The organism is Stenotrophomonas sp. VV52 (assembly GCF_002893095.1).
GTDB lineage: Bacteria > Pseudomonadota > Gammaproteobacteria > Xanthomonadales > Xanthomonadaceae > Stenotrophomonas > Stenotrophomonas aracearum.
In genome coordinates, this window is the sequence record NZ_PKQQ01000007.1 from 61,243 (window position 1) to 80,409 (window position 19,167).

General features: G+C 68.5%; 18 protein-coding genes and 1 pseudogene. 17 read left to right on the forward strand and 2 right to left on the reverse strand.

The annotated features are described in order from the left end of the window. Window positions 1-10 precede the first annotated feature (10 nt). Window positions 11-778, forward strand: coding sequence for an exodeoxyribonuclease III (gene xth, locus C2U58_RS12625; protein WP_102946182.1), 768 nt, complete (start codon window positions 11-13; stop codon window positions 776-778). A gap of 52 nt (window positions 779-830) precedes the next feature. Here the strand turns inward: xth and C2U58_RS12630 are convergent, their stop codons facing one another. Further along, on the reverse strand, window positions 831-1,082 hold the full coding sequence (locus tag C2U58_RS12630) for a GlsB/YeaQ/YmgE family stress response membrane protein (protein ID WP_102946183.1): 252 nt from the start codon (window positions 1,080-1,082) through the stop codon (window positions 831-833). A 90-nt stretch (window positions 1,083-1,172) separates the two neighbouring features. Between C2U58_RS12630 and C2U58_RS12635 the strand changes: the two genes are divergently transcribed. From C2U58_RS12635 to C2U58_RS12695, 13 genes and pseudogenes are all read left to right on the forward strand, one after another. Continuing rightward, window positions 1,173-1,772: a 4'-phosphopantetheinyl transferase superfamily protein gene (locus C2U58_RS12635; RefSeq protein ID WP_102946184.1), complete on the forward strand. Its 600-nt coding sequence runs from the start codon at window positions 1,173-1,175 to the stop codon at window positions 1,770-1,772. A 51-nt stretch (window positions 1,773-1,823) separates the two neighbouring features. Next, on the forward strand, window positions 1,824-2,462 hold the full coding sequence (gene rsmG / locus C2U58_RS12640) for a 16S rRNA (guanine(527)-N(7))-methyltransferase RsmG (RefSeq protein ID WP_102946185.1): 639 nt from the start codon (window positions 1,824-1,826) through the stop codon (window positions 2,460-2,462). A gap of 88 nt (window positions 2,463-2,550) precedes the next feature. Then, window positions 2,551-3,348 carry a ParA family protein gene (locus C2U58_RS12645; RefSeq protein ID WP_070209267.1) on the forward strand — a complete coding sequence of 266 codons (798 nt, stop codon included), beginning with the start codon at window positions 2,551-2,553 and terminating at the stop codon, window positions 3,346-3,348. Then, window positions 3,348-4,271 (forward strand): ParB/RepB/Spo0J family partition protein, encoded by a 924-nt coding sequence (locus C2U58_RS12650; RefSeq protein ID WP_102946186.1) that lies wholly within the window; start codon window positions 3,348-3,350, stop codon window positions 4,269-4,271. The genes C2U58_RS12645 and C2U58_RS12650 overlap by 1 nt, the downstream gene beginning before the upstream one ends. A 4-nt stretch (window positions 4,272-4,275) precedes the next feature. Continuing rightward, window positions 4,276-5,241 (forward strand): SDR family NAD(P)-dependent oxidoreductase, encoded by a 966-nt coding sequence (locus tag C2U58_RS12655; RefSeq protein ID WP_102946187.1) that lies wholly within the window; start codon window positions 4,276-4,278, stop codon window positions 5,239-5,241. Window positions 5,242-5,327: 86 nt separating this feature from the next. Beyond that, the gene (locus C2U58_RS12660) at window positions 5,328-6,050 is read left to right on the forward strand and encodes a glycosyltransferase family 2 protein (RefSeq protein ID WP_102946188.1); all 723 of its coding nucleotides are present in this window, start codon (window positions 5,328-5,330) and stop codon (window positions 6,048-6,050) included. Beyond that, a complete protein-coding gene (locus C2U58_RS12665) occupies window positions 6,050-6,391 on the forward strand; it encodes a lipid-A-disaccharide synthase N-terminal domain-containing protein (RefSeq protein WP_102946189.1) in 342 nt (113 codons plus the stop codon). The genes C2U58_RS12660 and C2U58_RS12665 overlap by 1 nt, the downstream gene beginning before the upstream one ends. 137 nt (window positions 6,392-6,528) lie before the next feature. Next, the gene (locus C2U58_RS12670) at window positions 6,529-8,250 is read left to right on the forward strand and encodes a DUF885 family protein (protein ID WP_253256740.1); all 1,722 of its coding nucleotides are present in this window, start codon (window positions 6,529-6,531) and stop codon (window positions 8,248-8,250) included. A 141-nt stretch (window positions 8,251-8,391) separates the two neighbouring features. Further along, window positions 8,392-9,612 (forward strand): membrane-targeted effector domain-containing toxin, encoded by a 1,221-nt coding sequence (locus tag C2U58_RS12675; RefSeq protein ID WP_146033461.1) that lies wholly within the window; start codon window positions 8,392-8,394, stop codon window positions 9,610-9,612. Window positions 9,613-9,670: 58 nt separating this feature from the next. Further along, the gene (locus tag C2U58_RS12680) at window positions 9,671-10,075 is read left to right on the forward strand and encodes a hypothetical protein (RefSeq protein WP_253256731.1); all 405 of its coding nucleotides are present in this window, start codon (window positions 9,671-9,673) and stop codon (window positions 10,073-10,075) included. 55 nt (window positions 10,076-10,130) lie between these two features. After that, on the forward strand, window positions 10,131-11,456 hold the full coding sequence (locus C2U58_RS12685) for a TolC family protein (protein ID WP_102946192.1): 1,326 nt from the start codon (window positions 10,131-10,133) through the stop codon (window positions 11,454-11,456). A 204-nt stretch (window positions 11,457-11,660) separates the two neighbouring features. After that, window positions 11,661-12,470, forward strand: a pseudogene (locus C2U58_RS12690) (efflux RND transporter periplasmic adaptor subunit); the annotation flags it as partial. A 10-nt stretch (window positions 12,471-12,480) separates the two neighbouring features. Next, window positions 12,481-15,651 (forward strand): CusA/CzcA family heavy metal efflux RND transporter, encoded by a 3,171-nt coding sequence (locus C2U58_RS12695; protein ID WP_172448147.1) that lies wholly within the window; start codon window positions 12,481-12,483, stop codon window positions 15,649-15,651. Window positions 15,652-15,706: 55 nt separating this feature from the next. Here C2U58_RS12695 and C2U58_RS12700 read toward each other — a convergent pair whose 3' ends face one another. Beyond that, the gene (locus C2U58_RS12700; RefSeq protein WP_102946308.1) at window positions 15,707-16,918 is read right to left on the reverse strand and encodes a glycosyltransferase; all 1,212 of its coding nucleotides are present in this window, start codon (window positions 16,916-16,918) and stop codon (window positions 15,707-15,709) included. A gap of 297 nt (window positions 16,919-17,215) precedes the next feature. On the opposite strand from C2U58_RS12700, the gene rpmB reads away from it, so the two are divergent. The 3 genes from rpmB (at window position 17,216) to cls (ending at window position 19,159) form a co-directional block, all read left to right on the forward strand. Further along, complete coding sequence (rpmB, locus tag C2U58_RS12705) at window positions 17,216-17,452, forward strand: 50S ribosomal protein L28 (RefSeq protein WP_005411638.1); 237 nt, start codon at window positions 17,216-17,218, stop codon at window positions 17,450-17,452. A gap of 10 nt (window positions 17,453-17,462) precedes the next feature. After that, a complete protein-coding gene (gene rpmG, locus C2U58_RS12710) occupies window positions 17,463-17,630 on the forward strand; it encodes a 50S ribosomal protein L33 (protein WP_170272460.1) in 168 nt (55 codons plus the stop codon). A 110-nt stretch (window positions 17,631-17,740) separates the two neighbouring features. Then, window positions 17,741-19,159 carry a cardiolipin synthase gene (gene cls, locus C2U58_RS12715; RefSeq protein ID WP_102946194.1) on the forward strand — a complete coding sequence of 473 codons (1,419 nt, stop codon included), beginning with the start codon at window positions 17,741-17,743 and terminating at the stop codon, window positions 19,157-19,159. Window positions 19,160-19,167: the final 8 nt, after the last annotated feature.

A 19,167-nucleotide genomic window follows, 5' to 3' on the forward strand; every position in this document is an offset into this window, starting at 1 on the left:
GAATGCCCCCATGAAAATCGCCTCCTGGAACGTCAACTCCCTCAACGTGCGCCTGCCGCACCTGGAACAATGGCTCACGGCGTTCGCGCCGGACGTGGTCGGAATCCAGGAAACCAAGATGGAGGACCACAAGTTCCCCGACGCGGTGCTGGCCGGGCTCGGCTACCGCAGCGTGTTCGCGGGGCAGAAGACCTACAACGGCGTCGCGCTGCTCTCGCGCGAACCGGCCCAGGACGTGCAGATCGGCATTCCCGGCTTCGAGGACGAGCAGAAGCGCGTCATCGCCGGCACCGTCAACGGCGTGCGCATCATCAACCTGTACGTGGTCAACGGCCAGGACGTGGGCACCGACAAGTATGAGTACAAGCTTCGCTGGCTCGAAGCGGTGCATGCCTGGGTCGCCGCCGAACTGGCGAAGTACCCCGAACTGGTGGTGATGGGCGACTTCAACATCGCCCCGGAAGGGCGCGACACCCACGACCCGCTGGTCTGGAACGAGAACCACATCCTCACTTCCACCGCCGAACGCGGCGCGCTCAACAAGCTGCTGCAGCTGGGCCTGCACGACGCGTTCCGCCTGCACAGCGAAGAACAAGGCGTGTTCAGCTGGTGGGACTACCGCGCCGCCGGTTTCCGCCGCAACCTGGGCCTGCGCATCGACCTGACCCTGGTCTCCGACGCGCTCAAGGCACGCGCACTGGCCTCGGGTATCGATCGCGAACCGCGCACCTGGGACCGGCCGAGCGACCATGCCCCGGCGTGGGTGCAGCTGGGCTGAAAAAGAAAAGGCCCGGCGGGTGCCGGGCCTTTCCCTTGTCCACCGGCGTTGTTTACCGGATGCGCTTGCGCGTAAACAGGTTCACGATGGCCAGCAGGATCACCGCGCCGATCAGCGAGTACAGGAACGACCACAGCGAAATGCCGTCGTTGATGTTGCCGCCGAACAGGAACCCTGCAATCAACGCACCCACGATGCCGACCACGATGTTCAGGATGATGCCCTGCTGCGCGTCGCGACGCATGATGATGCTGGCCAGCCAGCCCACGATGCCACCGACGATCAACCAGATGATGATGCCCATGTTGGTGACTCCCTCTGAGTGGATGAAGCGGCGCCAGTTGAAGGCAACCCCCGTGAAGTCCCCGTGCAGTGGGCTTGGCGGGGCCTTGGCATGAGCCTGCCGGCCACCCTGGACGGCCCCTGGCGGTTCGGCCCGGTCACGGTCTGGCGGCTGCCGCACGTGCCCGGCACCCGCGGCGAGCCGCAGGCCCGGGTGCTGCTGGCCGAGCAGCTCGGCGGCGGCCCCGAGACCCTGCCGCTGCAGCGCGACCCGCGCGGCCGCCCCGAGCTGCACGGCCCGCTGGCGCACATGGGCACCGGCTGGAGCCACAGCCACGGCCTGCTGCTGGTCGGGCTGGGCGAGGGCGTGCGGCTGGGGGTGGACCTGGAACCGCTGCGGCCCCGCCCGCGCATGGCCGAGATCATCGAGCGCTTCTTCCACCCTTCCGAAGTGGCCTGGCTGCTCGGCCTGGACGACACCGCCCGCAACCATTGGTTCTTCCGGGTCTGGTGCGCCAAGGAAGCCATCCTCAAGGCGCAGGGCCAGGGCATCTCGTTCGGCCTGCATCGCCTGCACCTGGCCCCGGGACCGGACGGCGCCCTGCACCTGGCCTGGGCCGACCCCGAACTGGGCCCGGCCGCGCGCTGGCACCTGCACGAATGGCAGGCAGCGGATGATTTCCGCGCCGCGCTGGCCTGGCACGCGCTCTGATCGCGCCGAATCCGCGCAGTACGACCGGCGCCACCCTGCGATAATGGGCGCATGACCGAGCACACTCTTCCTTCCAACGTGGCTGCCGAGCTTGAAAAAGGCCTGGCCGCCATGGGCCTGGACGCCGCCCTGGCGCCGCCGCTGCTGACCTACCTGACCCTGCTCAACCGCTGGAACAAGACCTACAACCTGACCGCGATCCGCGATCCGCTGGAGATGGTCACCCGCCACCTGCTCGATTCGCTGGCGATGCAGCCGTACCTGGAGCAGGGCACGCTGGCCGACCTCGGCACCGGCCCGGGGCTGCCGGGCATCCCGCTGGCCATCGCCCGCCCGCAGCTGCAGGTGACCCTGGTCGAAAGCAACGGCAAGAAGGCGCGCTTCATGCGCGAAGCGGTGCGCCAGCTGGGCCTGGGCAACGCCCGCGTAGCCGAGTCGCGCGCCGAAGCGCTGGACGAGCCGGCCGCGTATGACAACCTGACCGCGCGCGCGATGGACACCCTGGCCGGGATCATTGCGGTCGGCGGCCACCTGCTGCGCCCGGGCGGGCGCCTGTTGGCGATGAAGGGCGTGTACCCGCACGACGAGATCGCCCAGCTGCCGGCCGGCTGGCAGGTCGAACAGGTGTTGCCGCTCAAGGTTCCCGGCCTCACCGGCGAGCGTCACCTGGTCGTGGTGGCCGGGCCATGAAGGGGCCCGGCGCGCATCTCACAGTGCATGACACGGCCGCTGACCGCATAATGCCCAGTCCCACTCCCTGCCGATGAGGCTCACCCGCATGGCTCGCATCATCGCCATCGCCAACCAGAAAGGTGGCGTCGGCAAGACCACGACGGCCGTCAATCTGGCCGCCGCCCTGGCTGCTGCACCCAAGCGCGTGCTGCTGGTCGACCTCGATTCCCAGGGCAATGCGACCATGGGCAGCGGCGTGGACAAGCGCGAAGTGGCTGCCTCCACCTGCGACCTGCTGCTCGGCGAGAGCACCGCGGCGGAGATCCGGGTGACCACCCCGGAAGGCTTCGACCTGCTGCCGGGCAACATCGACCTGACCGCCGCCGAGATCCAGCTGATGGACCAGGGCGAGCGCGAACAGCGCCTCAAGCGCGCACTGGCGCCGATCCAGGAGGAGTACGACTTCATCCTGATCGACTGCCCGCCGGCGCTGTCGCTGCTGACCCTCAACGCCCTGGCCGCCGCCGATTCGGTGATCGTGCCGATGCAGTGCGAGTACTACGCGCTGGAAGGCCTGAGCGCGCTGGTGGAAACCATCGACGCGCTGCGCGCCAACCTCAATCCCAGCCTGGAGATCGAGGGCGTGCTGCGCACCATGTTCGACGTGCGCAACAACCTGGCCAATGCCGTGTCGGCTGAACTGACCGAGCATTTCGGCGACCGCGTGTTCCGCACCATCGTGCCGCGCAACGTGCGCCTGGCCGAGGCGCCCAGCCACGGGCAGAGCATTGTCGGCTACGACCGCGCCTCGCGCGGCGGCGTGGCCTACCTCGGCCTGGCCGGCGAAATCATCCGCCGCCACCACCAACGCAACACGGCCGGCAAGGCCATGGAGACCGCCTGATGAGCAGCAAGCCCGCCCCCGGCAAGAAACGCGGCCTCGGCCGTGGCCTCGATGCGCTGCTGGGGCCCAAGGGCGCGGTGACACAGGTGCAGGCGGCGGCGGTGGTCGAACCGCTGCCGGGTGAAGTGCTGCGCAGGCTGCCGGTCCAGCACCTGCAGCCGGGCAAGTACCAGCCGCGTCGCGAGATGGACGAAACCAAGCTCGCCGAGCTGGCCGAGTCGATCAAGGCGCAGGGCGTGATCCAGCCGATCCTGGTCCGCCAGCTCGGCCCGGACAGCTTCGAGATCGTGGCCGGCGAACGCCGCTGGCGCGCCTCGCAGCTGGCCGGCCTGGACGAAGTGCCGGTGGTGGTGCGCGAGCTGGAAGACCGCACCGTCATCGCGATGGCGCTGATCGAGAACATCCAGCGCGAAGACCTCAACCCGCTGGAAGAAGCCGAAGCGCTGCAGCGGCTGATCAGCGAATTCGCGCTGACCCATGCCGAAGCCGCCCAGGCCGTCGGCCGCTCGCGCGCTTCGGTGTCGAACCTGCTGCGCCTGCTGGAGCTACCGGTAGCGATCCGCCTGCTGCTGGAAACCCGTCGCCTGGAAATGGGCCATGCCCGCGCGCTGCTGACCCTGGCCCCGGAACTGGCCAGCAAGCTGGCCCAGGAAGCGGCCGACCAGGGCTGGTCGGTGCGCGAGGTCGAACACCGCGCGCAGCAGTTCGCGGCCGGCAAGGTGCCTGCCAACCTGCGCAAAAAGCCCAGTGCCAGCGCGCCGCAGGCCGATATCGCCTCGCTGGAAACCGAGCTGTCCGAATCGCTGGGCGCGCGCGTGGCGATCAACCATGGCCGTGGCGGCAAGGGCAAGCTGATCATCCACTACACCGACCTGGACACCCTGGACGGCGTGCTCGAAAAGCTGCGCGTCCGCAAGGACTGAGCCCATGACCGTCCTTGTCACCGGCGCGGCGGGTTTCATCGGCGCCTACACCGTGCGTGCCCTGCTCGAAGCCGGGCAGCGGGCGGTCGGGCTGGACAACTACAACGACTACTACGATCCGCAGATCAAGCGCGACCGCGTGGCCGCGCTGTGCCCGGATGCCGACATCCGCGTGCTCGACCTCACCGACCGCGACGGCCTGGCCGCGCTGTTCGATGAGGTGCAGCCCACCCGCGTGATCCACCTGGCCGCCCAGGCAGGGGTGCGCTACTCGCTGCAGAACCCGCAGGCCTACGTCGACAGCAACCTCACCGGGTTCGTCAACATGCTGGAGCTGTGCCGCCATCGCGGCGTGGCCCACCTGGTGTATGCCTCCAGCAGCTCGGTCTACGGCGATTCGGCCACGCCGCCGTTCTCCGAAGACCAGCGCATCGACAAACCGCGCTCGCTGTACGCCGCGACCAAGGCCGCCAACGAGCTGATGGCCTACACCTACGCGCAGCTGTACGGCCTGCATGCCACCGGCCTGCGCTTTTTCACCGTGTACGGACCGTGGGGCCGCCCGGACATGGCGCCGCTGCTGTTCTCGCGCGCAGTACTGGCCGGACGCCCGATCGAGGTGTTCAACGAAGGCCGCATGCAGCGCGACTTCACACATGTTTCCGACATCGTGGCCGGTATCCTCGGCGCGCTGGCGCATCCGTCCAGTGACGATGTGCCGCACCGCGTGTTCAACCTGGGCAACCACACCCCGATCGAGCTCGAGCGTTTCATCGGGATCATCGAGGATGCCGCCGGACGCCCGGCGCACAAGGTGTACAAGCCGATGCAGCCGGGCGACATGGTCCGCACCATGGCCGACACGCAGCGTGCGCATGACGCCTTTGGCTATGAACCGGCCACGCCCATCGAGCGCGGGCTGCCGCCGGTGGTGGCCTGGTGCCGCGATTATTTCGGCGTTCGCGCCTGACTCACAACGTCGGGTTCATCTTCGGATAACCTTGATTGCGGAAAATGCGCGGTCTTTTTCACGCTTGCCCCTCGCAGAGCCCGAACATGAGCCACCCCCAGTTGTCGGTCGTCGTCCCGGTGTTCAATGAGCGCGACAACGTACAGCCGTTGATCGACGAGATCACCGCTGCGCTGCGCGGACACATCGCCTTCGAGATCGTCTACATCGACGACCACTCGCGCGACGACACCCTGGCCGTGCTCGAATCGCTGAAGGCGGCCAACCCGGAACTGCGGGTGCTGCACCATGTGACCCAGAGCGGGCAGAGCACGGCCGTGCGCAACGGCGTCAAGCAGGCGCGCGCGCCCTGGATCGCCACCCTGGACGGCGACGGCCAGAACGATCCGGCCGACATTCCCAGGCTGCTGGCCGCCCGTGCCGGTGCCGAAGCACAGGTCAAACTGTTCGCCGGCTGGCGGGTCAACCGCCAGGACAGCGGCAGCAAGCGCTGGGCCAGCAAGTGGGCCAATGCGATCCGCGCGCGTATGCTGCGCGACGACACCCCCGACACCGGCTGCGGCATCAAGCTGTTCGAGCGCGATGCCTTCCTGGACCTGCCGTATTTCGACCACATGCACCGGTACTTGCCGGCGCTGATGCAGCGGGCCGGCTGGAAAACCGTAAGCGTGCCGGTCAACCACCGCCACCGCACCGCCGGGGTCTCCAAGTACAACAACCTGGGCCGCGCGCTGGTCGGCATCCGCGACCTGCGCGGGGTGGCCTGGCTCATCACGCGCAGCCGGCGCACCGCCGTGGAAGAGCGTTGATGGAAATCCACTGGCTCGACCAACCGCTGACCTGGCTGTTCTGGACCGGCCTGCACGTGACCGGCTGGAAGCTGATCGGCTACACCGGCGCGCTGATGTTCGGCGGCCGCTGGCTGGTCCAGTTCGTGGCCTCGCGCCGCGCCGGCAAGCCGGTGATCCCGCGCCTGTTCTGGTACATGAGCGTGGTCGGCAGCCTGATGACGCTGAGCTACTTCCTGTTCTCGGCCAAGCAGGACTCGGTGGGCGTGCTGCAGAACCTGTTCCCGGCGTTCACGGCGTTGTACAGCCTGAAGCTGGATATCCAGCACCGGGGCTGGAAACGGGATCGCGCGGAACACTGATGTGCATGACAATCGGTCCATGCGCAGGCCAGACCGGGGTGCCATGATCGGGGTTTGCCGTCCCCTGGGAACCCCTGATCGTGAAATCACCGCTCGTTGCTGCGTTGCTGCTCGCCCTGGCCCTTCCTGCCCACGCCATGCAGGCCGCACCGCCGGCCAACGCCGCCGCGCCGGCCAGCCTGGCCGCTGAATCCCCGGCCGACGCCGCGTTCCGGGCCATCTACGAGAAGGAATGGGCCTGGCGCCAGACCGGCGGCGGTGAGGCCAGCGAAGACAGCGACGGCCCGGCCAACGCCACCCGCATGCCCGACGTGGGCGCGGCCGCGCAGCAGGCGCGCCTGGTGGTCTGGGACGACGTGCTGGCCCAGCTCGACACGCTCGACACCAAGGCGCTCTCGCCGACCAACCGGGTCAACTACGCCATCTACCGCGACCAGGTCTACAACCTCGCCGCCGACGTGCGCCTGCGCGCGTACGAAATGCCGTTCAATTCGGACTCCTCGTTCTGGTCCGGCATCTCGTTCATGGCGCGCCGAGAGATGAAGACCGCCAAGGACTACCGCAACTACATCGCCAAGCTCAACGATGTGCCGCGGTACTTCGACCAGCAGACGGAGAACATGCGCGCCGGCCTCAAGCGCGGTTTCAGCGTGCCGCAGGCCGTGCTCGACGGCCGCGAGGTCTCCATCGCCACCGTGTCCGAGCTGAAGGACCCGACCCAGTCGCCTCTGTACGCGCCTTTCAGGAAGCTGCCGGCCAGCATTCCCGCGGCCGAGCAGGCCGAACTGCAGGCCCAGGCCCGCCAGGCGATCAGCGGCAGCGTGGTGCCCGCGTTCGCCAAGCTGCGCACCTTCTTCGTCAGCGAATACGTGCCGCAGGCGCGCACCACCCTGGCCGCCGAAGCGATGCCGGACGGCAAGGCCTACTACCAGCAGCAGATCCACGAATACACCACGCTCGACCTCACCCCGCAGCAGATCCACGAGATCGGCCTGAAGGAAGTGGCGCGCATCCAGAAGGAAATGAACGACGTCATCAAGCAGGTCGGGTTCAAGGGCAGCTTCGCCGAGTTCCTGACCTTCCTGCGCACCGACCCGCAGTTCTACGCCAAGACACCGGACGAGCTGCTGCACCGCGCCGCGTGGATCTCCAAGCGCGTGGACGGGGTGATCGGCAAGTACATGACCCTGCCGCGCGCCCGCTTCACCATCGTGCCGGTGCCGCCGGACATCGCCCCGTTCTGGACCGCCGGCCGTGGCGGCATGGGCACCTACTGGGTGAACACCTACAACCTGCCGGCGCGTCCGCTGTACAACCTCCCGGCGCTGACCCTGCACGAGTCCGACCCGGGCCATGCGCTGCAGGGCGCGCTGGCCGCCGAGCAGGGCGAACAGCCCGAGTTCCGCCGCAACGCCTACATCTCCGCGTATGGCGAAGGCTGGGGCCTGTACAGCGAACGGCTCGGCATCGAAATGGGCATCTACGAAACCCCGTACGAGGATTTCGGTCGCCTGACCTATGAAATGTGGCGCGCCGCGCGCCTGGTGATCGACACCGGCGTGCACCACAAGGGCTGGACCCGCGAGCAGGCGCTGGCCTACCTGCGCGACCACACCGCGCTGAGCGAACACGAAGTCACCACCGAAGTGGACCGCTACATCTCCTGGCCGGGCCAGGCGCTGAGCTACAAGCTGGGGGAGATCGCGATCGTGCGCCTGCGTGGTGAAGCGGAGAAGGCATTGGGCGACCGCTTCGACGTCAAGGCCTTCCACGACGCCGTGCTCAAGCAGGGCTCGGTGCCGTTGCCGGTGCTGGATGCACAGATCCGCGCGTACATCGACGCGAACCGCGCCCCCTGATGTCGGCAATGGCCATGGCCGATGTGCGCTGGCGCACGCATCGGCACATGGCCTTCCGGCACGATGCGGAAACTGCTTAGCGCGTCGCAGAGCGCGCCCGGCAGATGGCTAGGCTGGTCGACCCCCATAAGGAGCTCGACCATGCTGGATGCCCTGTCCGCACTGAAGTACCGTCTGATTTCTTCGCTCTCCCCGCGCGCGGCGCGTCGTCGTCCCGCCGCGACGCCGCGCCTGCTGGAAGTACATAACCGGCCTGCTGCCGGCGCGACGGCGCTTCGGCCGGACACGGCACCCCCACGCCCGCCCAAGCCCGACCCGTTGCAGCGCTTCGCCGTGCCGTCCGGCCATGTGCAGGTGCTGGTCCCGTTGATGCAGAAGTATCGCCGCCTGCTCGACTCGCAGTACGCGATGCCGTTGCAGGACCGCGATGAGCGCAGCGCGATCGAGAGCTTCTTCACCACGCGCGCGCAGCTGGTGGATGCCGCGCTGGGTGCCCCGGCGCAGGCGCTCGGCGTGCGCCGCCCGTGGCCCGACCTCGCGCCGCCCTCCAGCCACGCCAGACTGCTGGAACGGCTTTATCAGTGCTCCAACGGGCTGGTGATCGGCGAAAACCATGCTGCCCAGGGCAGCAAGCGCCTGTTGATCGACCACATGGACACGCTCCGGAAGCTGGGCGTGACCACGCTGTACCTGGAACACCTGCAGGACGACATCCACGGCGACGACCTCAGGCAGCTGCATCGCACGGGCACTCCGTCGCTCGCACTGGAGCGCTTCCTGGCCGCGCAGGACATGGGCCACAACACCCACGCGGCCAGCGGAGGCACCTTCCGTGCCCTGGTGCAGGCGGCGGCGGACGCGGGCATCCGCGTCGTCGCGCTGGACCTGATGGCCAGCTACCACCTGGGGGGCGCGCAGGGAACGGCCGGGTTGGATTCGCTCGAGCTGCGCATCAAGGTCATGAACCACGTGGCCGCCCAACGCATCGCGCACGATCAGCGGCAGCAGCGCGCCATCGCGCCCATGCAGCGCTGGGTGGCGCTGGTCGGCGACGCGCACGCCGGTGACTTCAACGACACGGTCGGGTTGGGTGAACGCCTGGGTGTGCCAAGCCTGCGGGTGGAGGACATCAGCCCGTCCTTCTCGCACCGGGTGCGGGTCGGCTGCGACCCGGTACGCACCGTACCGGGCAGCCTGGGCCGCAGTGACGGCACGGTGCAGTGCGACTACCTGCTGCAGGTGCCGACCTGCGACGGCCGCGCGCGCAAGCCGACACCGGGCCCATGCACCGCGGCCGAAGCCCTGCGCCAGCACGACCAGCACCAGGCCCGCTATGCCCCCGCAACGGCGCGCACGGCATGAACGGCCGCGCCCGCTGCGATTGTGTAACGGACATCGGCGCGGCTACCCTGCGCCGATGATGTCCCGCCTGCGCCGCCACCTGTCGCTGCCGCTCCGCCTGCTGATGCTGGTGGTGCTGCTGCTTGGCACGGCCGGTGGTGCGCTGGCCTCGGCCCTGGGTGACCTGCACGCGTTGTCGCATGCCGATGTGACCGGGCAGGCGCATGCGGCGTCGCATGCACCGCCGACGAGCGGTGCAGCGGACGACGACATCGATGGCACGCACGACGATGACGACGGTGCGCGCCTGCTGCACGCGCTGGTGCATTGCGGGCAGTGCCATGGCCATGGCGGCGTGCTGCCGCTGGCCGCTTCGTCCTGGTCGTTGCCGGCCGCGCCCGCACATGCGGTGCCGGCCGGACTGACCGCGCAGCTGCTGGCGCAGCCACCCGAGAGCCTGCTGCGCCCCCCGATAGCGGTGTGACCCACGCGGCGCGATGCCGCGACGTCACCTTTGAACCGCAACTCGGAGATTCCCCATGTGGATGCGTCTGGCAGCCGTTGCTGCCATTGCGTTCGTGCCGTGCGCGCATGCGCAGGGCAGCACGCCTGTCACCCCGTTCGTCGATGTCCCTCCCGCGGTCGCCATGCCGTCGACCACCCCGCTCAGCCTGGACCAGGCCATCGCCCGCGTCGCGCGGCAGCACCCGGACCTGCGCTTGGCCGACGCCCAGCGCCCGATCTGGGAGGCCCGCCGCGACGCCGCCGCCTTCGGCCCGCCGCTGACCGTTGGCGTTGAGCTGGAGAACGCACTGGGCAGTGGCGCCAACCGCGGTTTCGACGCCGCCGAACTCACCGTCACCCTGGCCGGCGTGCTGGAGCGGGGCGGCAAGCTCGACGCCCGTCGCGTGCTGGCCCAGGCCAATCTGGACGCCCTCGCGCCGCAGCGCGAGATCGCCCGCCTGGACCTGATGGCGGCAGTGGCCCAGCGCTACCTGGCCATCACCGAAGCGCGCGCGCAGCTGGCCATCGCCCAGACCGACATCGAGCAGCGGCGCCGCGCGGTGGCAGCCGCACGGCTGCGGCTGCAGGCCGGTGCCTCGCCCGAGTCGGTGCTGCTGACCGCCCAGGCCATGCTGGCGCAGGCCGAAGTCGACCGCGACCGCGCGCTGCAGGCCGACCGCGCCGCGCGCGTGGCCCTGGCCGCGCTCTGGCGCGAGCGCGAACCCGGTTTCGACGTGGTCAGCGGCGACCCGCTGCAGCTGCCCGCGCTGCAGCCGTTCGACGTGCTGGCAGAGGAACTGCAGCGCACCCCGGAGCTGGCGGTGCTGGCCGGCGAACGCCGGGTGCGCGACGCCCAGCTTCAACTCGCGCGCACCCAGGCGCGGCCGGATTTCAACTGGCAGGTCGGCGTGCGCAACAGCCGCGACAGCCGCGACAGCCGCGACACCTCACTGGTCGGCGGCTTCAGCCTGGCGCTGGGCAGCGTCGCGCGTGCCGCGCCGGAGATCCGCGCCGCCGAGGCCGAACTCGCGCTCAACGGCGTGGAGCGCGAAGCGCGCGCGCTGCAGCTGTACGCCACCCTGGCCGACGCACACGGTCGCTACGAAACTTCACGGCTGGAAGTGCAGCGGATGGCGCGCGATGTGCTGCCGCAACTCCAGCGCGCTGAAAACGCCGCCGAAAAGGCCTGGCGTGCGGGGGCGATCAGTTACATGGAGTGGGCCCAGCTGCAGGCCATGCGCATCGAAGCGCGGCAGCGCCAGCTGGATGCGGCAATCGCTGCGCAGACCGGCCTGATCGAGATCCAGCGCCTTACCGGGCAGAGCATGCTCGCCGCCACGTCAGAGGAAGACCGTCCATGAACTTCTCAATCATTTCGCGCGCATCGCGCATGGCCTTCCTGCTGCTGTGTCTGTCTGCCTTGTCGGGCTGTGGCAGGGATGTACCGTCGGATGCCGGGGATGGCGAGCGGGACGGGCACGCCCAGGACACCGCATGGCGTGTCGCTACGCGGCGATGATCACGGCGATTCGCCCGGGAGCATCGGCGCCGATGCGCCGGAGAGCACGGTCATTCCCGCTGCCATGGCCGAACAGTCGGGCATCCGGGTTGCGCCCGTCGCCGCCGGCAGGATTGCCGACGAGCACGATGTGCAGGGCCTGCTGACCCCGGTGGACGGACGCGTGGCCCAGGTGATGGCACGCTTCCCCGGGCCGATCCGTTCGCTGCGGGCCAACGTCGGCGACACGGTCAAGGCCGGGCAGGTGCTGGCCAGCATCGAAAGCAACCTCAGCCTCACCACCTACACGGTGAGCGCGCCGATCAGCGGCGTGGTGCTGGCGCGCCAGGCCCAGGTCGGTGGCGTGGCGGGCGAGGGTACTCCCCTGTTCGAGATCGGCGATCTGTCCACGCTGTGGGTCGACCTGCACATCTTCGGCAACGACACCCAGCACATCACCGCCGGCGTGCCGGTCACCGTCTCGCGCATGACCGACGGCGTCACCCAGGCGACCACGCTGGAACGCGTGCTGCCGGGAACTGCCACCGCCAGCCAGAGCACGGTGGCCCGCGCCACCCTGCGCAACGACGACGGCCTGTGGAGGCCGGGCGCGGCGGTGAAGGCGCGCATCGTGGTGGCCACGAGGCCGGCCGCGCAGGTGGTGCCGCTGAGCGCGCTGCAGACGCTGGATGGCAAGGACGTGGTGTTCGTGCGCACCGGCGACACCTACACCGCGCGCAATGTGCGGCTGGGTGCGCGCGATGCCACGCAGATCGAGGTACTCGACGGCCTGGCGGTAGGCGAGAACGTGGTGGTCGAACAGAGCTACGTAGTGAAGGCCGACATCGGCAAGGCAGGGGCCGCGCATGAACACTGAGCGCCCCGCGTTGCTTGAACGCATCATCGCCACTTCCATCGCGCATCGCTGGCTGATGATGACCCTCACCGCCGCGCTGGTCGCGGTGGGCGTGTGGAGCTTCACCAAGCTGCCGATCGACGCCACGCCGGACATCACCAACGTCCAGGTGCAGATCAACACCGCCGCGCCGGGCTACTCGCCACTGGAGGCCGAACAACGCATCACCTACCCGGTGGAAACGGTGATGGCCGGCCTGCCGCGCATGGAGCAGGCGCGCTCGCTGTCGCGCTATGGGCTGTCGCAGGTCACCGTGGTGTTCGAGGATGGCACCGACATCTACTTCGCGCGGCAACAGGTCGCCGAACGCCTGCAGCAGGTGAAGTCGCAGATCCCGGCCGGGCTGGACCCGCAGCTGGGGCCGATTTCCACCGGCCTCGGCGAGATCTTCATGTACACCGTCGACGCCGATCCGGCGGCGCGCAAACCCGATGGCAGCGCCTACACCGCCACCGACCTGCGCACCCTGCAGGACTGGGTGATCCGCCCGCAGCTGCGCAACGTGCCGGGGGTGACCGAGGTCAACACCATCGGTGGGTTCCAGCGCCAAGTGCACATCACGCCCGACCCGGCGCGCCTGCGCGCGCTGGGCTTTACCCTGGAAGACGTGGCCCAGGCGGTGGAAAGCAACAACCAGAACGTCGGCGCCGGCTACATCGAACGCAACGGCCAGCAGTTCCTGGTGCGCATTCCCGGCCAGGTCGCCAACCTGGAAGAGATCGGCAACATCGTGCTGGCCCGCCGCGAAGGCGTGCCGATCCACGTGCACGACGTGGCCGAGGTCGCCGACGGGCCCGAGCTGCGCAGCGGCGCCGCCACCCAGGACGGGCACGAAGTGGTGATGGGCACGGTGGTGATGCTGATCGGTGCGAACAGCCGCGAAGTGGCCCAGGCCGCCGCGGCCAGGCTGGAGCAGGCGCAACGCAGCCTGCCCGAAGGCGTCACCGTCACCGCCAGCTACGACCGCACCAGCCTGGTCGACCGCACCATCCAGACCGTTGCGAAGAACCTGGTGGAAGGTGCGCTGCTGGTGATCGTGGTGCTGTTCCTGCTGCTCGGCAATTTCCGCGCCGCGCTGATCACGGCCGCGGTGATTCCGCTGGCCATGCTCTTCACCCTTACCGGCATGGCGCGCGGTGGGGTCTCGGCCAACCTCATGAGCCTGGGCGCGCTGGATTTCGGCCTGATCGTCGACGGCGCGGTCATCATCATCGAGAACTGCCTGCGCCGCTTCGGCGAACGCCAGCATGCGCTGGGTCGGGCCATGACCCGTGAGGAGCGCTTTGCCGAAACCGCCAGCGCCACCGCCGAGGTGATCCGTCCCAGCCTGTTCGGGCTGGGCATCATCACCGCGGTATACCTGCCGATCTTCGCGTTGTCGGGCGTGGAAGGAAAAATGTTCCACCCCATGGCAATCACCGTGGTGCTGGCGCTGAGCGGTGCGATGCTGCTGGCGCTGACCTTCGTGCCGGCCGCCATCGCGCTGTTCCTGGGCGGCAACGTGCAGGAAAAGGAGAACCGCGTGATGGCCTGGGTGCGTCGGCGCTATGAGCCGCTGTTGGCCTTCGCGCTGCGACGTGGACGCTGGATGGTCGCCGGTGCGCTGGTGCTGGTGGTTGGCTGCGGACTGCTCGCCACCCGTCTGGGCAGCGAGTTCGTACCCAACCTGGACGAGGGCGACGTGGCCATGCATGCCATGCGCATTCCCGGCACCAGCCTGAGCCAGTCGATCGAGATGCAGAAGCTGATCGAGACCCGCCTGGTGCAGTTCCCGGAAGTGAGCAGGGTGTTCTCCAAGATCGGCACGCCCGAGGTCGCCTCCGACCCGATGCCGCCGTCGGTGGCCGACACCTTCATCATGATGAAACCGCGCAAGGCGTGGCCGGACCCGCGCAAGCCGCGCGCCGCCCTGCTGGCCGAGCTGGAAACGGCGGTGGAGCAGCTGCCCGGCAACAACTACGAGTTCACCCAGCCGATCCAGATGCGCACCAACGAATTGATCTCCGGCGTGCGTGCCGACGTGGCGGTGATGTTGTTCGGTGACGACCTGGAGACCCTGTTGTCGGTCGGCAAGCGAATCGCCAGCGTGGCCGGAAGCGTGCCTGGCGCAGCTGATGTGCGGGTAGAGGAAACCAGCGGCCTGCCACTGCTCACCGTGACGCCCAACCGCAGTGCACTGGCAGGCTACGGACTCAACCCCGGCCAGGTGCAGTCCACCGTGGCTACGGCCGTGGGCGGGCAGGTGGCCGGCCAGCTGTTCGAGGGCGACCGCCGCTTCGACATCGTGGTGCGCCTGCCCGAGGCGCTGCGCCAGGACCCGGCTGCCCTGGCCGACCTGCCGGTGTCGCTGGCGCCGGCGCTGGACGGCGGCGATGCCGACGAATCCAGCCAGGCCGGCGGCTGGACCAGCGGCACCGCGCGCACCGTGCCGCTGCGCGAACTGGCCGCCCTGGCCAACAGCGAAGGCCCGAACCAGATCAACCGCGAAAACGGCAAGCGCCGCATCGTGGTCACCGCCAACGTGCGCGACCGCGACCTGGGCAGCTTCGTCAGCGACCTGCAGCAGGCGATCACCCGCGACGTGCAGGTGCCCAACGGCTACTGGATCGAGTACGGCGGCAGCTTCGAGCAGCTGATCTCGGCCAGCCAGCGCCTGGCGATCGTGGTGCCGGTCACCTTGATCGTGATCTTCGCGCTGCTGTTCTGGGCGTTCGGGTCGGTCAAGGACGCCGCCATCGTGTTCAGCGGCGTGCCGCTGGCCCTCACTGGCGGCGTACTCGCGCTGGCCGCGCGCGGCATTCCGCTGTCGATCTCGGCCGGTGTTGGCTTCATCGCGCTGTCCGGCGTGGCGGTGCTCAACGGCCTGGTGATGATCAGCTTCGTGCGCAGCCTGCGCGAAGGCGGCATGCCGCTGCTGGAGGCAGTGCGCGAAGGGGCGCTGGGTCGCCTGCGCCCGGTGCTGATGACCGCACTGGTAGCGTCGCTCGGCTTCGTGCCGATGGCCTTCAACGTCGGCGCCGGATCGGAAGTGCAGCGTCCGCTGGCCACGGTAGTGATCGGCGGCATCGTCTCCTCCACGCTGCTCACCCTGCTGGTGCTGCCGGTGCTGTACCGGTGGTTGCACCGAAAAAACGTCACCTGATGTCGAAAGACTGCGGTAGCGCCGAAGAGAACGGCAGGAGCCGTTCTCTTCGGCGCTACCGATCTGGGTGCATGCCTGTAATGAGCCTGACAGCTGTCGAAACGCCGTTTTCCAACGCCATGGCGTCTCCCAGCGCCGCTGCCCGTGATCGCACGCTCCCTTGTTCGGCGTATGCAATGGAACGAGCCAACGTGTCGCTGTCCAGCCGCTTCTGTGACAATGGCGCAGGTGCCACGCCAAGAGCCTGCAACCGTGCTGCCCAGAAGAACTGGTCTGCGGCAAACGGCATGACCACCGACGGTACACCGGCACGACAGGCAGAATGCGTAGTGCCGCTGCCACCGTGATGGATCACCATCGCGCAGCGCGGGAACAGCCCCTCGTGCGGGGTAGGGCCAACCACGAATACGTTCGCAGGCAACGGTCCGTCCGGCACGCCGGCCCAGCCGGGAAACAAGAGCACGCGTCGCGGTGCCAACGCCTGCAGCAGTGACGGCATCACGCTGCGGTCGAAGCCGGTCATGCTGCCAAAGCCCAGATAGACAGGGGCAGGGCCTGCGTCCAGGAACGCCTGAAGTGCAGGCTCTGGGTGCCAGTCCACATCCGGCGCGCGCCATTGCCCACACACATGGTGATCTGCCGGCCAGTCCGCAGGTGGTGGCATCAGGCTGGGCGAGATGCCGTACAGCATCGGCAGGTCGTGCCAGAGCGAGCGTCGCGCGGCCATGCCCATTGCCTTGCGCGCCGCGTTGATCGGCTTGCGGAACGTCCGCCACACCGCGTGGTTGACCAGGCTGTAGCTCAACCGGTTGAACGCACCTGGCAGCGACACCCGCGGCAGGAACGGCGACGGGAAGTCACCGGTGGGCGTCAGCGGAATCATGCCGGTCCCGATGGCCGGCAGCCCATGGTGCTCGGCCACGCTCATGCCCACGAACGCCGCCAGCCCGCCGGTCAGCACCGCATCGCAACCGGCCGCCGCCGCATCGGCCTGCCGCATCCACGCCGGCACGTGCCGCTGCGCCATCCGGGCCAGCCCACGTGACGCCGCCGCCAGGTTGTTACCCCGCGACACCAGCGCTACCACCTCATCATGGATGTCGCCCTCCAGCGCCGCATGCGGCACACCCAACGCCAGCGCCGTGCCCAGCGTCCCGCCCTCCGCGAGCAGCATCACCTCATGCCCCGCCGCCTGCAGCCCATGGCACAGCATCACCAGCGGCCGGGTGTCGCCTTCGGTTCCATAGGTCACTGCAAGCAGCCGCATCAGGTTCTCCTGCGTAAAGGCGCCAGTATCGCCAGTGGCTGCGACCGCCATGTGCAGGCGGCGGCCTGTTCAGGCAGGCACCCCCGGGGATCTGTGGACAACTTGCGCTGCTGGGGCTGCTGCTGCATAATGCGCGGCTCGCTGTGTCCGGATTTGTCCGGATTGGCGGCCGGGAACACGTCATCCGGTCTGCCCTCGTCAGCGTAACCCTTTGATTCTCATGACGTGTGGCGGGAAACCGTCGAGGCCGCCGTCGCCCGGGCTATGGGCTGACACATACTTTCATCGAGGTGCGCAATGTCCCGCGTATGCCAAGTTTCCGGCAAGCGAGTGCAGACGGGTAACAACGTCTCGCACGCCAACAACAAGACCCGTCGTCGTTTCCTGCCCAACCTGCACGAGCGCCGCTTCTGGGTTGCCAGCGAGAACCGCTGGGTCAAGCTTCGTGTTTCCGCGCATGCACTGCGCACCATCGACAAGAACGGCATCGATTCCGTTCTGGCTGAGCTGCGTGCGCGCGGCGAAAAGGTCTGAGGAGTAGACGATCATGGCAGGCAAGCGCGATAAGGTCCGTATGATTTCGACCGCCGGTACCGGTCACTTCTACACGACCGACAAGAACAAGAAGAACACCCCCGGGAAGATGGAATTCTCGAAGTACGATCCGGTCGTGCGCAAGCACGTCCCGTACAAGGAAGGCAAGATCAAGTAATCCGTCACCGGATTGCCTGAGTGCCAACGAACGAACCCGCCTTCCGGCGGGTTCTTTCGTTTCCGGCCACGCATGGCAGAATACCCGCACACCCCGACAAGGGCGAACCGATGCTGTTCGAATGGCTGCTGGGTTCCTGGTTGCTGCTGCTGGACTGGCTGATCCGGCTGGCGGCGCTGTTGTGGATTCCCAGCCGCACCACGCCGGGGGCCGCGCGCAGCTGGCTCCTGCTGGTCGGGTTCGTGCCGCTGCTGGGGTTGCCGCTGTACCTGCTGTTCGGCCACCCGTGGCTGTCGCGCCAGCGCGTGCAGCGCCAGGCCGAGGCCTCGCAGGTGATTCGTGAAGAACAGGCCCTGCAGCCGCCACTGCGCTGGACCCCGCTGCCCGACACCGCCACGGCGGAAATGGTGCCGCTGGTGGAGCGCCAGGGCGATTTCATGCCGGTGCACGGCAATGCGGTCGAGCTGCTGACCGACTACGACGGCTCGCTGCAGGCCCTGCTGGACGACATCGACCAGGCCCGCGACCGCGTCCACCTGCTGTACTACCTGATGTTCGACGATGGGGTCGGCGAGTTGATCGCCCAGGCCCTGCAGCGGGCTGCCGCGCGTGGCGTGCAGTGCCGCCTGCTGCTGGACGCGGTGGGTGCCAAGCGTGGCCTGCGCCGCTACCGCCACCGCCTGCAGGCGGTGGACGTGGACGTGCGCGCGATGCTGCCCGGCGGCCTGCGCTGGCGACGCAGCGGCCGCATGGACCTGCGCAACCACCGCAAGATCGCGGTGATCGACAACCGGGTCGGCTACATCGGCTCGCAGAACCTGGCCCAGGCCGAGTTCGTGCCGGGCTTTCCCAACCGCGAACTGGTCGCACGCGTGCGCGGTCCGGCGGTGGCGCACCTGGAAGCAGTGTTCGCCAGCGACTGGTACATGGAAACCGGCCAGCGCCTGGAAGTGATGATGGTCGAGCCGGTCTGCGCCGACGACGTGCCGACCCAGCTGCTGCCCAGCGGCCCGGCGTATCCCTTCAGCAACGCACGCGACGCGGTGAACGCGTTGATCCACCTGGCGCGCCGCCGCATCGTGCTGGTCACGCCGTACTTCGTGCCCGACGAAGCCACGCTCAGCGCGCTGCGCATCGCCGCGTTGTCCGGCGTGCAGGTGCAGCTGATCCTGTCGGCCAGCAACAACCAGCACCTCACCGCGTGGGCGCAGGAGGCGTATTACGACGAACTGCTGCGCGCCGGCGTGCGCATCGCGCTGTACGAACCGCACTTCCTGCACGCCAAGCACCTCACCGTGGATGACGACATCGCGCTGGTCGGCTCGATCAACCTGGACATCCGCTCGTTCGCGCTCAATGCAGAGATCGGCATGCTCTGCTACGCGCCGACGCTGGTGCGGCAGCTGATCGACATCGAGGCCGACTACCTGCGCCAGTCGCGTCAGCTCGACCTCGATGCGTGGCGCCAGCGCCCGGCATGGCGGCGCAGCCGCGAAGGCATAGCACGGCTGGCCGATGCCTTGATGTAGCGCACAGA